Source organism: Nostoc sp., from assembly GCF_054880495.1.
In genome coordinates this window covers 1-13,809 of sequence record NZ_JBTYKD010000148.1, presented here as the reverse complement: position 1 = coordinate 13,809, position 13,809 = coordinate 1, and the positions used below count along the sequence as shown (strand labels likewise).

Annotated in this window: 12 protein-coding genes and 2 pseudogenes; 6 read left to right on the top strand and 8 right to left on the bottom strand. The window is 41.9% G+C overall.

The window, feature by feature from the left end:
• The first annotated feature begins 251 nt into the window (after window positions 1-251).
• A complete protein-coding gene (locus tag ACYTXL_RS15140) occupies window positions 252-2,384 on the top strand; it encodes an SPFH domain-containing protein (RefSeq protein WP_461925445.1) in 2,133 nt (710 codons plus the stop codon).
• A 435-nt stretch (window positions 2,385-2,819) separates the two neighbouring features.
• On the opposite strand, the gene ACYTXL_RS15135 is transcribed toward ACYTXL_RS15140, so the two are convergent.
• On the bottom strand, window positions 2,820-3,602 hold the full coding sequence (locus tag ACYTXL_RS15135; RefSeq protein ID WP_461925444.1) for a DUF554 domain-containing protein: 783 nt from the start codon (window positions 3,600-3,602) through the stop codon (window positions 2,820-2,822).
• An 84-nt stretch (window positions 3,603-3,686) separates the two neighbouring features.
• Here ACYTXL_RS15135 and ACYTXL_RS15130 point away from each other — a divergent pair, with 84 nt between their 5' ends.
• Window positions 3,687-5,411: a protein kinase domain-containing protein gene (locus tag ACYTXL_RS15130; RefSeq protein ID WP_461925446.1), complete on the top strand. Its 1,725-nt coding sequence runs from the start codon at window positions 3,687-3,689 to the stop codon at window positions 5,409-5,411.
• A gap of 43 nt (window positions 5,412-5,454) precedes the next feature.
• On the opposite strand, the gene ACYTXL_RS15125 is transcribed toward ACYTXL_RS15130, so the two are convergent.
• Window positions 5,455-5,754 (bottom strand): 30S ribosomal protein PSRP-3, encoded by a 300-nt coding sequence (locus tag ACYTXL_RS15125; RefSeq protein ID WP_334787598.1) that lies wholly within the window; start codon window positions 5,752-5,754, stop codon window positions 5,455-5,457.
• A gap of 137 nt (window positions 5,755-5,891) precedes the next feature.
• Between ACYTXL_RS15125 and ACYTXL_RS15120 the strand changes: the two genes are divergently transcribed.
• The 3 genes from ACYTXL_RS15120 (at window position 5,892) to ACYTXL_RS15110 (ending at window position 7,156) form a co-directional block, all read left to right on the top strand.
• On the top strand, window positions 5,892-6,359 hold the full coding sequence (locus ACYTXL_RS15120; RefSeq protein ID WP_334787599.1) for a DUF29 domain-containing protein: 468 nt from the start codon (window positions 5,892-5,894) through the stop codon (window positions 6,357-6,359).
• Window positions 6,360-6,619: 260 nt separating this feature from the next.
• Window positions 6,620-6,847, top strand: a complete 228-nt coding sequence (locus ACYTXL_RS15115; RefSeq protein ID WP_334787600.1) for a type II toxin-antitoxin system ParD family antitoxin — start codon at window positions 6,620-6,622, stop codon at window positions 6,845-6,847.
• A 6-nt stretch (window positions 6,848-6,853) separates the two neighbouring features.
• Window positions 6,854-7,156 carry a type II toxin-antitoxin system RelE/ParE family toxin gene (locus tag ACYTXL_RS15110; protein ID WP_334787601.1) on the top strand — a complete coding sequence of 101 codons (303 nt, stop codon included), beginning with the start codon at window positions 6,854-6,856 and terminating at the stop codon, window positions 7,154-7,156.
• 269 nt (window positions 7,157-7,425) lie between these two features.
• Here ACYTXL_RS15110 and ACYTXL_RS15105 read toward each other — a convergent pair whose 3' ends face one another.
• Window positions 7,426-8,325, bottom strand: a complete 900-nt coding sequence (locus ACYTXL_RS15105; protein ID WP_461925443.1) for a GTPase family protein — start codon at window positions 8,323-8,325, stop codon at window positions 7,426-7,428.
• Window positions 8,326-8,835: 510 nt separating this feature from the next.
• Here ACYTXL_RS15105 and ACYTXL_RS15100 point away from each other — a divergent pair.
• Window positions 8,836-9,390 (top strand): heat-shock protein, encoded by a 555-nt coding sequence (locus ACYTXL_RS15100; protein ID WP_461925442.1) that lies wholly within the window; start codon window positions 8,836-8,838, stop codon window positions 9,388-9,390.
• 339 nt (window positions 9,391-9,729) lie between these two features.
• Here ACYTXL_RS15100 and ACYTXL_RS15095 read toward each other — a convergent pair.
• The 5 genes and pseudogenes from ACYTXL_RS15095 to ACYTXL_RS15075 form a co-directional block, all read right to left on the bottom strand.
• A pseudogene (locus ACYTXL_RS15095) lies at window positions 9,730-9,843 on the bottom strand (glucosamine-6-phosphate deaminase); the annotation flags it as partial.
• Between the two features lie 87 nt (window positions 9,844-9,930).
• On the bottom strand, window positions 9,931-11,979 hold the full coding sequence (locus ACYTXL_RS15090) for a glycoside hydrolase family 10 protein (RefSeq protein WP_461925441.1): 2,049 nt from the start codon (window positions 11,977-11,979) through the stop codon (window positions 9,931-9,933).
• The gene (locus ACYTXL_RS15085) at window positions 11,976-12,146 is read right to left on the bottom strand and encodes a hypothetical protein (RefSeq protein WP_461925440.1); all 171 of its coding nucleotides are present in this window, start codon (window positions 12,144-12,146) and stop codon (window positions 11,976-11,978) included. The genes ACYTXL_RS15090 and ACYTXL_RS15085 overlap by 4 nt, the downstream gene beginning before the upstream one ends.
• Before the next feature lie 16 nt (window positions 12,147-12,162).
• Window positions 12,163-12,735, bottom strand: coding sequence for an HdeD family acid-resistance protein (locus tag ACYTXL_RS15080; protein ID WP_461925439.1), 573 nt, complete (start codon window positions 12,733-12,735; stop codon window positions 12,163-12,165).
• Window positions 12,736-13,713: 978 nt separating this feature from the next.
• Window positions 13,714-13,809 (bottom strand): annotated as a pseudogene (locus ACYTXL_RS15075) (AEC family transporter); the annotation flags it as partial.

Sequence of the window (13,809 nt, the reverse complement as noted above, 5' to 3'; positions counted from 1 at the left end):
GTAGTTTTCGCCCTCACCCTAAATCCCTCTCCCATATCTGGGAGAGGGACTTTGAAATTCTGGCTCCCCGAATCCCAAATCTGGGAGAAGGGGTTGGGGGATGAGGGCAAATCTTTTTGATCACAGAAGAACTACAGGTTTCAAGATAGACGTGGTTTAATTTTAAAAAAATTACGCTAAGTTTAAGAAATCGAGGTCAGGCTTGGTGGAGTGTTAACTTAACTAATTAGTTGTCCTAATGGGCACAAATTATGAAAAGCCTTTCATCTTTGCTTGGTACACGTAAACAAAATAAGGTAGCTCGTTTTGCAGCATCTATCGTAGCAACACTAGCGATGGCTGCGCCAACGTCTTTGACGAACACTGGTAGTATTAATTCTGCCAATGCTACTGCCGTAAACATAACTACTGCAAAAGAAATTACTTCTGCGACTATCCAGCTAAATCAGACCAAACCAAATATTACCCAGTTACAAACTAGCCGGGCTCAATATCAAGCTGCTGGAATTGATGGTTTTGTACTGATTCCCATCGTCGTTGTTGGCGGTTTAGTCATATTTGTCCCCCTATTCTTTGGCGGACTGGTAGTGATCGGCGAGCGGGAAGTCGGCATTGTGGTGAGGAAGTTTACCCTTTCTGGGCGTGGACTCCCCCCCGGAAGTTTGATTGCCCTCAACGGAGAGGCTGGCTTGCAGGCAGATACTTTAGCTCCTGGTTGGCACTGGGGCTATTGGCCTTGGCAGTATTCTGTAAAGAAAGAGTCGGTAATTGTCATTCCTCAAGGGGAAATCGCTTTGATTGTGGCGGCAGATGGAGCATCCAACCCACCAGAGCGGATTTTGGGTAAAATTGTGAGTTGTGACAACTTCCAAGATGCTCGGAAATTCCTCACCCAAGGTGGGGAAAAAGGGCGGCAAATGGGTTTTCTCACGGCTGGTACGTACCGGCTGAATACTGCCCTGTTTAAAGTGATTACAGCCGCAAATGCCACCGCTCATGATATGAGTCCACAACAGTTGCACATTCATGAAATAGCAGCAGAGAAGGTTGGTATTGTTACTACTTTGGATGGTTCATCGATTGCAGCAGGTGAAATCGCTGGACACATCATTACCGGGCATGATAATTTCCAGAATGGTCAAAAATTTATTGATGCTGGGGGACAACGAGGTTTACAAGAACAGGTATTATTATCGGGTTCGTGGAACCTGAACCCTTGGTTGGTAAATATTGAACAAGTACCGATGACTGAAATCCCTATCGGTTATGTGGGTGTGGTGATTTCTTTCGTGGGCAAAGAACACGAAGATGTGAGCGGAGCAGCTTTCACCCACGGGAATTTGGTAAACCAAGGACATAAAGGCGTTTGGGTTGAGCCGTTGTATCCTGGGAAACACCCGCTCAATACTAAGGTAATGAAAATTGAGCTAGTACCGACAACAAATATTGTTTTAAACTTTACTGAAAGAATCACTGGAAAACACGGTTATGATACAAATTTGCAGGCGCTAAAACTGCTATCATTTGATGGTTTCAGCTTTGATTTAGAGATATTCCAAATTATCCACATTGGTGCTTCAGATGCACCGAAAGTGATTTCACGCTTAGGTTCAATGCAAAACGTCATCGATCAGGTTTTGCGTCCAATTGTGGGGAATTATTTCCGCAACTCGGCTCAAGAGTATACTATCTTAGATTTCTTGACTGCGCGAAGTGAGCGCCAAGTTGAAGCCTCCGAATACGTTAAATCTGCCTTGCGTGCTTATGATGTGCAAGCGGTGGATTCGTTGATTGGTTTGATTACGCCACCAGAAGAATTAATGCACACGCTGACAGACCGGAAAATTGCTGAGGAAAAACGCAAAACTTACGAAGTTCAGCAGATGGCGCAAACCCAACGGCAACAACTTGTCCGGGAAACAGCACTGGCTGATATCCAAGAAGAAATGGTGCAATCAGAGCAGAGTGTGCAGATTGCCGATTTGAAAGCCCAAGCCCAAATTAAGCAGGCGAACGGTGAAGCTGAGGGTACAAAACTCCGGGCAATTGCTGAGGCTGAAGGTATTCGTGCCACAGGTAACGCCAAAGCTGAAACTTACCAGGCTGGTGTGGAAGCCTTGGGTTCACATGGTTATACAGCTATGCAGCTAATGCAGATTATCGGCGATCGCAATGTCCGTCTGATTCCAGATGTCTTAGTTAGCGGTAACGGCGCCAATAACGGCTTAGTCGATGGGCTACTATCCCTGATTTTATGGAATCAAACTGGTAAGGGTGAATTGACACCAACGCCTTTGCATACAAAACCAGTAGTTACCAAAGCACAACCTACTTCAGAAAACGGTCTTCCACCTATAATTGTGAATTTTCCAGTGGATAAGTAATAAGCTCAAAGAAACCTCACCCTGATTCTGCTACGCAAAACCTCTCCCTCTCCTTGGTAAGTAGAGGGATGTCTGTCAGGACAGGGTGAAGTTTTTGTTATATTGCTGGCAAGTGGAACTGTGTTATACCATTTCACTAAAACCCTGATACATATAGATTTCGCGTAGGGGCACAGAAAAAGCCCATTGGTGTCAACTTAACCTAGAAGTTAGGCAAGGCATGCTTTCGAGGTTTGACCCTCACAAGAACAGCCCCTCTCCCACTTTTGGGAGAGGGGAGCAAATTCTCTAGTTCCCCGAATCCCAACTTGGGATTCGGGGTTAGGGGATGAGGGCAAAACGTCTTCTCAAAGCAACTTTTTTCTTAAGTTGACACGCATGGGCATTGCCGTGCCCCTACCAAGGTATTTGTATTATAATTAAAGTCAAACAGTATTAGCGGTTTTTCAATAATTTAATAATTTTATTTTTCAATAAACTAATCCAATAAATACATGAGTAAAGAAGAGGAGCAATTACTAAGGCTGGTAGGAAAGAAGCTACTCTAATGTGAGTTATTTCCAACAGATTAATTCCTAGTCCTACAACCATTAGCCCTCCTACACCCGTTAATAATAATAAGCGGGGATCATTTTCTGTATTAGGAAAAATTTGAACCATAAATCCAGCTATTATAGAAATAAAGCCTTGATAAAAAAGAATAACAAAAGCTGAAAAACCCACCCCTATACCTAAGCTACTACTAAGAGCTATCGCTGCTAAACCATCGATTGTAGCTTTGAGTAGTAGTAAACTATTATTTCCAGTTAAACCATTGTTGAGACTGCCAATTACAGCTAGTGGCCCTATACAAAATAATAAACTTCCAGCAACAAAACCCTCTGTAAAATTTCCATTTCCTTGAGAATATAGTTTCAACAAGTCTCCGATAAAATGAAGTTTCCCTTCAATTTGTAGCCAATCTCCTAAAACACCTCCTAATACAATAGCGAGTAAGCCTAACACTACTCCATCAATCCGACTATTTTGAACTTGAGCAAGATTATTAGTCATTCGTGACCCAATGAAAAGAGTCATTAATGCTACGCCTTGTGTTATGGTAATCTGCATTTGTAAGGAAAAACTATTCTTTAGAAGAATACCAACACTTGTACCGAAAACAACACTGATAGCATTTATCCAAATACCATTTGTCTTAGACCAGAAGTTGAGTGTCATAATTTTTATAGATGTAATCAGAATTTATATTGTGAGTGTCCTGTGGGCAAAGAAATTTTGCTGTTACAAGAACGTTATCGTTTAATGAAGCAGATTGGTAAAGGTGGATTCTGTAAAACCTTCCTCGCTGTAGATGAGGGTCAGTTTCCGCCAGTTCCTTGCGTCGTTCAAGAATTATCACCAGAATCCGAAACATTTAAAACTTTTCAGCAAAAGGCGCAACAGCTAGAAGAATTAGGAAAGCACCCCCAAATTCCGGCTTTGTTGGCTTATTTTCAGCAGAACGGGCATTTTTATTTAGTGGAGGAGTTTATTGCAGGCACTAATTTAGCTCAGGTGGTTGAAGAGGAGGGCGCTTTTAACGAAGCTCAGATTTGGCAACTTTTAGAAGATGTGTTGCCAGTTTTTCAGTTGATTAGCGATCGCAACATCATCCACCGCGATATTAAACCCCAGAATATCATTCGTAGATTCCCAATTACCAAGAAGGGGGATTTAGTCATAGTCGATTTTACCACTACGAAAATCGTTACAGAAATTGATCGGCTAACATCGGAAACCAGTATCGGCAGTCCAGAATACGCCGCACCAGAACAAGCGAGGGGAAAAGCCGTTTTTGCTAGTGATTTATATAGCTTAGGTGTAACTTGTATTTACTTACTTACCCAGATTCCGCCCTTTGATTTATTTGATATTGCAAATGATTGTTGGGTTTGGCAACAATATCTTACTACAAAGGTAAGCGATCGCTTGGCGCAAATCCTCGACAAGCTGCTGCAAAATGCTGTTAACCGTCGCTATCAATCGGCTGATGAAGTTATGCAAGCAATAGGTATGGAATGTAAAACCCAAAATCTCAAAATTCCCAATCTTCCTTGGCAATGCTTCCATACCCTAACTGGGCATTCTGGGACATTAAGTAGTGTGAACGCTCTTGCCATCAGTCCTGACAGTAATACTTTGGCCAGTGGTAGTGATGATAAAATCGTCCAATTGTGGGATTTAAAAACCCAAAAAGTTTTAGCTAGCTTATTAGGACATTCCCAAGCTGTAAAATCAGTTACCTTCAGTCCTGATGGTCAAATTCTGGCAACTGCTAGCGACGATAAAACGATCAAATTGTGGCAGGTTGAGACATTAGAGGAAATCTGCACCCTATTGGGACACTCACACGCTGTCAAATCAGTTGTCTTCAGTCCAGATGGGCAGATTCTCGCTAGTGGTAGCTGGGATAAAACAATCAAACTCTGGGATGTAAATAGTGGCAGAGAAATTTGCAGCATAACTGGACACCAATTACAAGTAAATGCAGTGGCATTTAGTCCCCAAGGACAGGTTTTAGCCAGCGCTAGTTATGACAGAACAATTCGCTTGTGGCAGATATCTGCATTAGAAGATTTTCAGAGAGAACTTCAAAACCGTCCATGCTATAGCTTGTTAAGCACCCTTTCGGGTCATGCATGGGCGGTTTTGACAGTCGCTTTTAGTCCCGATGGTCAAATTTTGGCGACGGGTAGTGATGACAACACTATTAAATTGTGGGAGGTAAACACTGGTCAGCTAATTTGCACACTTGTAGGCCATTCTTGGTCAGTGGTGGCTGTGGCTTTTACTGCCGATGGTGAAACGCTCCTAAGTGCAAGTTGCGACAAAACAGTTAAACTTTGGAGGGTAAGCACAGCAGAAGAGATTGTTACTCTCTCTGGTCATGTAGACTCAGTATCTGCTGTTGCTGTGAGCAAAGTTAGACAATTAATTGCAAGTGGCAGCCGGGACAAGACTATCAAACTGTGGCAGCTTGTAGAATAGCGCGTAGGCGTAGCCCGTCGTAGACATCGCTAATCTTGTTGTATCAAGCGCTACCTGTGAAGGCAACTTCTGGAAATTTTAACTGAGCTTCTGCCATTGGACGGTTTCTGCCTTCCTCTTGCCAGTAGTTAATCACTTCTGTCGCTTTATTAAGCAACTCGACACGATCCAGGTCAGCAATCCAATGTTTGGATTCTAGTTCCTTTTTTAACTCTTCCCAGGCATCATTTCGGGGCCAGAAAAAGTACTTCGTTAAAGGACTTGTGCCTTTGCCGACAATTTGATCGACTGCTAGAGCAACGTTTTCGTCTAACCACAGAATTTTCAAAATAAACTTGGTCAATCACACCTCCGGGAATTTCCAGGCATTACTTAACTAGGATAGCGATCGTTTATTCTAACGCAATACTCTATCAAATGACCAAACATTGATTGAGAATCAGCTAGCATAAGGTTTAGTCGGCGCTAACTAAGATGCTTATGACTGCCCAACTGCCCCAATCTCAAACAACATCTGGTTCTTCTTTGTATGAGCAAGACTTTTACCTGTGGATTCAAACCACCGCAGAACTGCTCAAACAAGGTCGGCTCACAGAACTGGATTTAGAGAATTTGATTGATGAAATTGAAACAATGGGCAGAAGTGAAAAGAAAGCACTCAGAAGCAATTTGGAAGTCGTGCTAATGCATCTATTGAAGTATAAATATCAAGCCGAGAAGCGTGGTAGTTGGCGAGCCACAATTCGGGAGCATCGCAAACGTCTCAGACAAGCTTTAGAAGAAAGTCTTAGCCTAAAACCCTATTTTGATCAGGTTTTCGGGCTGTGTTATGACGAGGCTAGGCTCTTAGCTGCCGATGAAACTGAATTGAATGTGGCTATCTTCCCCGAACAATCTCCTTTTACGCCAGAGCAAGCCCTCAAACCCGATTTTTTACCTGAGTTATAACTCTGGCGTTGCGGTTTGATTGAGATATCATTTTTAGCTAACCCTATTACCAGACTCACTCTTAAGTTTCAGGACTTACGCAAATAATAGCCAAAACCCTGATTTTCCTCTTAGGGCCAATTCACCACGACCGGGAAATAAAAGTAAGCCTGTCTCAAAATTCCGAATTTCAAGACAACGAATAGGATAAAAATGTCTAGTAATAGTTACTATCTATTACTATAATACGTTCAGAGAAGGACAGATGAGGAGGTTAAAAAATGTCAGGTAGTTACTCTCTGGGGGAACATTTCGACAATTTCATCAAGGCGCAGGTTGCATCTGGACGCTACAACAATGAGAGCGAAGTGGTGCGGGATGCCTTGCGACAAGCAGAACAGCGGGAAGCAAAATTAGCTGTTTTACGTAAGCATGTGGCTCATGCCATTGAACAAGGTGGAAACTATAGCGATGATGATATTGATGCCATTCTGGCGGCGGATGCGTAGTACACCATGTATGAATTACGCTATCTGGAGCAAGCTAAAATCGACCTTATTCGTATAAAACGCTATATTTGCAGAGAAAGCGGCAGCAATGAAGTTGCGCTCAAATATACGGATAAGTTACGGGAACAATGTCGGAAACTTGCAGAGCTACCCGGCACTATGGGAAGGGCAAGACCTGAATTAATGGCAGGAGTGCGAAGTTTTCCACATCATAATTATATTATTCTGTTCAGGTATAGCGATTCTTTGATTGAAATTATTTCGATTATTGAGGGGCACAGGGACATAGAAGAATTATTCAGGCAATGAAGCGAGAGGATGCGACATCAAATTCTGCAATACGCCTATTAATTCATATCCAATATATCGGAAATTATAACTCCCGGTTCGCCCATTTTTTTGAGCGCCGCGTTCTTAAATTATACCGTTGGTGGGATTAATATCTGGAACACAACACCAAAGCAAAACCCCGTGCTACAAGAGATGCTACGGGGTGCTATGGTAATTATGGTGGCGGTCGATTGATTGAATACGACGGGCTGAGGATGTTTTTAAGCCATTCTCACTTGATGATTTCATCACCACCAATTAAACCACATTTTAGCAATAAGATTGACTGCCTTACCAACAATAGTTTTATCGACTGAAGAACCTGTGGTTTTTCCAAAATCTTTTCCTTCGAGTCCTGCTATATATTCTCCGATTTGTTCTCCTAATGCCTCAAAAAAACCTCTTTTGGCTTCCTCTTTAGCTTTCTCTGAACGATTTTCCTTTTTTACAGAATCCACAAACGTTACCTTTTTCTCTTTGGGGATTGCATAGGTAATTGTATCCACAAGCGTTATCAAGTTATATTTTTCATCACAGGAGACAGGAATAACGGCTTTGCTATCAATACCAAACTTTTGAGCAACAACCTTCACCTTTGCATCAATGTTTTCTTGCTGTTGATGCCCAGGAATACAGTTTTTAACATCCCATTCCCTGAAGGGTTCAACCTTATCAACTTGGTTCAACACAATGATAAAAGGCTTACCTTGTTTCAAGTGAGGCTTAACGACATTGTGATAAAACTCTTCATCAGAACTAAAAGCTCTGTCATCTGCTTTGAGAACCCACAAAACTAGGTCTAATTCTGGTAACTGTTTAGAATATAAATCCTTATATTCGATATCTCGCTCTTGACTTTCACCTACACCAGGTAAATCAACTAGTTTGATATTTCCTGAACCCACACTTACTGGATATTCCTGAGCTTCTCGTGTACAACTCTCAACGTGACTGACAGGAGCAACTTCTTCCCCAAAAAGAGCGTTGCAGAGGCTTGACTTACCTACACCCGTCTTACCGAGAATGCCTATTTTTGGCTCATAATTAAACGTTTGTAAAATAAAAGATTTGATTTTTTCTGCTTGTCCTGGCAGTAGTTGGTTAAGGTGATTGAATGCGCCTAATAGATTTTCCTGCATATTTATCATGAAGTACACCATCTTAGAGAAGGACTAAGTGTATTATTCCCAAAAATGTATCTTCATTATCACAAACCATATATTTAGATACAGATGTCGTTTAATGGGCGATTGCTAATCCTGTGCTACTACCTCCATCACAGGGATGTCGGGAAATATGCTATAGATGAAAAAACTCTAAAGCTGATACAAACAAGCCTATTTACTATTGTGATAATCCTATAAAAGAAAATTCCCCACCCTGATGGCTATAGGGAATTTTCATACACACACAGATATACGATTTTTGGTGCTGCGGTGGGATAAGTGGCTACTCCTCATCCTTAGAATTATTTATCAACTCCCGTAAGCGCTTTATGTTGTCAGTCTTGACCAATCGTAGCTCTAAAATTTCTTTAGTGTACAATTTCCCGTTTCGGCACAGTGATGCCTACAGTAATCAACCGGATTTAATATAAGACATTACTGCGCTAAACTACTGTTTAGGAATGTATAAATAATTGCGAATTATATTATTTAATGAATAACAATTTTAATACTGGAAAAGAAGTTGAACAATGGAGAAATTTCAGATACAATAATCAAGACTACGATTTATCACATCTTAATGAACACTGGGCTGAATATCTTGACGACAAAGACGAAAATAATCCGATCCTATACAAGTTTATAGTAACCTATGGCTTACACTGCTTTACCAAAGAATCAAATGAGCTTTCCAGCGACGAATCACAATTATTGATGTACCACGCACCAAATGAGTCCAGACAATTCAATTTTGATAGATATGAACTCTCAAAGCAGTTACCTAGCATTATCAAGTCACTATCTAAGAAGACAACGTTAGTCTGCCACGCTGGGAATGGGAACTATGCGACCGTTAAAGTTTTGGATTCAAACGGTATTGAGGTTGATTATTATGTTGTTTTAGTATTTAAAAAACCCAAAAAAAAGCTTAGATTACATATTGTGAGTGCCTACCCTAAATATGAAGGTATAGGTAAAGTAATTAAAGTAGGCTTTTTCGTGATAGCCAAAAACTTATTGAATAATCGGAAATTACCGAGTCGATAAATAACAAAGGCTCCTAAAGGAGCCTTCGCCAAAAAATAAATTTTTGGTATTCAGAACGTCTTTACCGGAATTCCTCGACCTTAAAGGTAACGGGATGTCATGTTTGGGACATGTCTGCTGCATCCTATGTATCTTACATATCTCCAAAAAACACGTATCAGCCCAAGTTTTACAAGGGTTGTAGATTCATTTTTGGATATGTCTATATTATAGTCTATAGTTCTAATTCGGTCAAGTCCAATGGCACTAATAAAAGCTTTAAGCCATCCAGAATAAGATTACAGCCAAATGGCACGCTTGTAACACTAATTCGCGTGTGCGATCGCTCTTAAGTGGGAAATAAGGATCTTGAAAATTTGCTACTCCTAAATCGTTAAAAGCCAAATCTCCATTTTCGCCAACACCGACACAGCACAAGTCAATTGGTTGTGCTTGCAGTAGTTTAGTGTAGCGATATCGATTTGATGATGTATCAAAAAAAGTCTTACATCAGGTTATGTAAATTGATTTTTTATGGTTTGTGAGAAATCCGGGTTTTGTTCAACTGACTGTAATAACTGTTCCCACACTCTCATTCGCTAATCTATCCACCGCACATACAGCATAAGTTCCCGCTTGTTGGACAGTTGCGAAGGTTGTACCAGCAGACAAAATTCGCCCAATTGTCCAAGTATCGCCACTCTGCCGATAAAGTGTCCAGGAACGAACTGGCTGATTATCTCCAGGCTGCCAACTCAGTTTGCGGTTATTAACTTGTAATCCAATGGGTGGAGGGGGTGGTGTTGTATTCTGCCAAGGTAATGTTGGCGGTAACGCAGGTTTGTTATAAAGCAGACTTTGGAATTTATCAGCAATGCCCTGACTATTTTGCGTCAAAACACCGAGATTAAAGAAGATATTCCCCAGTGACAACTGTCCAGCTTGACTACGACTAATTTTCACCTGCTTTTCAATCTCATCAGTGTCCCGACTCTTGTTGCTTGGTTCTGTGAGATTGTTCCCAGCGTAAATGTGTCTTTGCTTTGTGTTTACCTGTGTCCACCACTTTAGCAACGCCGAATAACTTTGTTGGGTTTGATCTGTGCGCCAGTAAAGTTGAGGAGCAATATAATCAATCCAGCCTTCTTCTAACCATTTCTTAGAGTCAGCATACAGCACGTTGTAAGCATCCAACCCAGTAATACCAGCCGGTTGTCCGGGGCGATAAATCCCAAAGGGACTAATACCAAATTTAACGTCAGGTTTGGTTGCTTTAATTCCCTGCCAAAGGCGCTGTACCATTTTGTTAACATTATCCCGTCGCCAGTCGCCAAGGCTGAGTGTACCACCGGTTGCTTTATATGCAGCGTAGGTTTTGTTATCGGGAAAAGACTGTCCCTCGATGGGATATGGATAGAAATAATCATCTAAGTGAATGCCATCAACATTGTAGCGCTTCACTACGTCGATAATTACGTTGTAAACTCTGTCCTGAACTATTTTCAATCCTGGGTCCATCCAGCGTTGAGTTTTCCATAAATAAACGCTTTCGGGATTGGTAGCTGCTATGTGGGGACGGACAGTTTTGGCTGGGTCGGTGGAAGTGCTGGCGCGGTAGGGGTTAAACCAAGCATGGAGTTCAATATTGCGCTTGTGACATTCTGCGATCGCAAACGCTAAAGGATCATAAAATGGTTCTGGTGCTTTACCCTGAGTTCCGGTAATCCAAGCACTCCAAGGCTCTAATTGGGATTCATACAAAGCGTCTCCCTCCGGTCGCACCTGGAAGATTAGGGCATTGAAGTTTAGCGCTTGTAATTTAGTAATAATCTCGGTGAGTTCAGCTTTTTGTTGGTCAACAGAAAGTCCCGCTTTGGAAGGCCAATCACCATTCCACACAGATACTACCCACGCCCCCCGGAATTCCCGGTTATGATTTACCCTAACACTACCGACAGGTGTGGGTGTTGGCGTTGGTATCGGTGTTGGTGTCGGTATTGGCGGCTGTACTAGGTAACTAGAGGCAATTTTTTCTGCCTGACCTAAATACACCAAAGCTTGATAAATAATCACTGCCACATCTGCGCGGGTAACTGCAAGATTGGGATTAAGTAATTTCACATTTGGGAAACTAACCACCAATCCAGCACTGGTGGCAATAGCTATGTGATTTCTACTATATCCAGGAATCTGGACAGAATCTTGATAAATTTGTGGGAGTGCTGAGAGGAGATTAGGTTTTACCTTGGTGGCAATTTCTAAGCCTGCTACCAAGGAAACTAAGACTTCCGCTTTAGTAATTCGGTTAGCGGAACGGAAGGTATTATCAGGAAATCCGCTAATAAATGCTTTTTCGTAAGCTGCTTGAATAGCACCTGCTGCCCAATAAGTAGTGGGTACATCAACAAAGGGGACATATTGCCGCTTCTGGGAAATTGTGGGAAATGCGTTGGCAATGATGGCGGCAAACTCAGCGCGGGTGAGTGAGTTATCGGGACGATAGGTGCTGTTAGGCAACCCACTGACAATACCACGTTGGGCTAAGGCTGTAATAAATAAGCGTGCCCAATGGTTTTGAATATCCGAGAAGCGAGTAGCAATAGATATCATTGTTGATTGCAGCTAGCTGGCCTTGATTTTAATTCCTTAGTTAATTTAGCAATTTTGTTGGCTCCGGCGTAGCCAGGCGTAGGCATCGCTACTGCAATCTCTTGTAAACATTTCACTCTTGAAGTTTGGGCATGGGGCATTGGTAATTGCTTTTTTCTATTCCCCACTTCCCACTCCCTTCTACTAATTGGCTTTTGCAGTTTGGTCAGCAGGATTCAAGATAGAACGCGCATTCAATGACAGCATTACGCGTGAAACGCCGGTGAAAATAATACTGACACCAAGTAGTGTCCCCAGCAACCAGGGCGCATTGAAGGGCCACTGAAACCAAATCATTGCGCCTAAGACTAGCGTAATAATGCCATCACCTAGTATCCATGTCCAGTTTGCTTGTGGGCGTAATTGGAATGCCAGAATTAACTCAAACGTGCCTTCAGTCAGCAAAAAGGTGCCAAGCAATAGAGTTAGTGTGAGAACACCTGTATAAGGGTAAACAAACAGCATTATACCCGTTGCAATATAGAGTCCGCTCAATAGAAGTTTCCAAATAAAACCGCCTTGGTGACGGGTTTGAGTGGCATAAACTAGCTTTGTAAATCCGGCAAAAATCAAAATCGCTGCAATCCAAGTTTCGGTGAATAGAGTAGTGAAATTAGGCGCTGCGATCGCGATCAGCCCCAAAATACTCAGGAGAACACCAGTTATCAGTGACCCATTAACATTTTTGTTAATATCTTTAGAAACATCCGTTGTCATACAAATCTTTTCCCTATTCTTAGACTCAACTCTACATTTAGATTAGAGAATTTCTAGTTAAGAGGGTATGAACCCTAAGATAGACTCATCAGTATTAACTTAATCTCACCTGAGAGTAAGAATATAGGACTTACGCAAAAGTACACGCGGTAGGGGCAATACCCTGCGGGAAGCTAAAGCTACATGAATTGCCCCTACCTGAAAATAAGGGTTTCGGCTATTGTTTGCGTAAGTCCTGGAATACTCTAGTACAGAACGGCGTAAATAAGCCAAGCATTAGATAGCCAAAACTTTACCATTATATGTCCACTTAAACCACGTCTATCTTGAAACCTGTAGTTCTTCTGTGATCAAAAGGATTTGCCCTCATCCCCCAACCCCTTCTCCCAGATTTTGGATTCGGGGAGCCAGAATTTCAAAGTCCCTCTCCCAGATATAGGAGAGGGATTTAGAGTGAGGGCGAAAACTACGGTTCTCAACTTAGATGAGGTTTAAAAGGTTTAGCCATTGTTTGATTAAAGTAGTCGATAAATTCAAGAATTCGAGTTTTGAGATCATCCTGACTTTTGAAGCTGGCTCTTCTTAATAACTTACGAACTAAAATACTGAACCAAATTTCAATTTAGTTGAGCCGAGAAAAATGTTTTGGGGTGTAATGGAAAACGATTTTATGTGTTGGATCTTTCAAAAAAGCAGTACGAGATTTCATGGATTTGTTTATCAACTGTTGTAGTTCTGAGCGTAGGCGTAGCCCGCCGCAGGCATCACTCTCGTTCAAATTTAATACTTTTGGAGCTAATCAAGCCATGCTACCTTCCCTTGTTTTCAGCCGAAACTGCTTTGACTCTACTTTCTTAGTTTCTCACAATAATGGTTGGTTTCTTTCCGCCGTGCTGTACTAAGTAAGTGATGTCTACGATGGTTACTGAGCTTGCCGTTCGCGGAGCGTCTCGTAGAGAAGTACGGGCTGTTCGGTGACGCAGGTGCAATCCAAATTTGTCCCGACAAGCTAGATTGACGCAAAAACGATACTATGCTGATGGGTACTCCCACCCAAAAAAGAAACTGTCCCAA

What these genes read in the sequence shown, in the direction of transcription:
- ACYTXL_RS15140 (WP_461925445.1), top strand. Translation starts at nt 252, where the DNA reads ATGAAAAGCCTTTCATCTTTGCTTGGTACACGTAAACAAAATAAGGTA.
- ACYTXL_RS15135 (WP_461925444.1), bottom strand. Translation starts at nt 3,602, where the DNA reads ATGACACTCAACTTCTGGTCTAAGACAAATGGTATTTGGATAAATGCT.
- ACYTXL_RS15130 (WP_461925446.1), top strand. Translation starts at nt 3,687, where the DNA reads ATGAAGCAGATTGGTAAAGGTGGATTCTGTAAAACCTTCCTCGCTGTA.
- ACYTXL_RS15120 (WP_334787599.1), top strand. Translation starts at nt 5,892, where the DNA reads ATGACTGCCCAACTGCCCCAATCTCAAACAACATCTGGTTCTTCTTTG.
- ACYTXL_RS15115 (WP_334787600.1), top strand. Translation starts at nt 6,620, where the DNA reads ATGTCAGGTAGTTACTCTCTGGGGGAACATTTCGACAATTTCATCAAG.
- ACYTXL_RS15110 (WP_334787601.1), top strand. Translation starts at nt 6,854, where the DNA reads ATGTATGAATTACGCTATCTGGAGCAAGCTAAAATCGACCTTATTCGT.
- ACYTXL_RS15105 (WP_461925443.1), bottom strand. Translation starts at nt 8,325, where the DNA reads ATGATAAATATGCAGGAAAATCTATTAGGCGCATTCAATCACCTTAAC.
- ACYTXL_RS15100 (WP_461925442.1), top strand. Translation starts at nt 8,836, where the DNA reads ATGAATAACAATTTTAATACTGGAAAAGAAGTTGAACAATGGAGAAAT.
- ACYTXL_RS15090 (WP_461925441.1), bottom strand. Translation starts at nt 11,979, where the DNA reads ATGATATCTATTGCTACTCGCTTCTCGGATATTCAAAACCATTGGGCA.
- ACYTXL_RS15080 (WP_461925439.1), bottom strand. Translation starts at nt 12,735, where the DNA reads ATGACAACGGATGTTTCTAAAGATATTAACAAAAATGTTAATGGGTCA.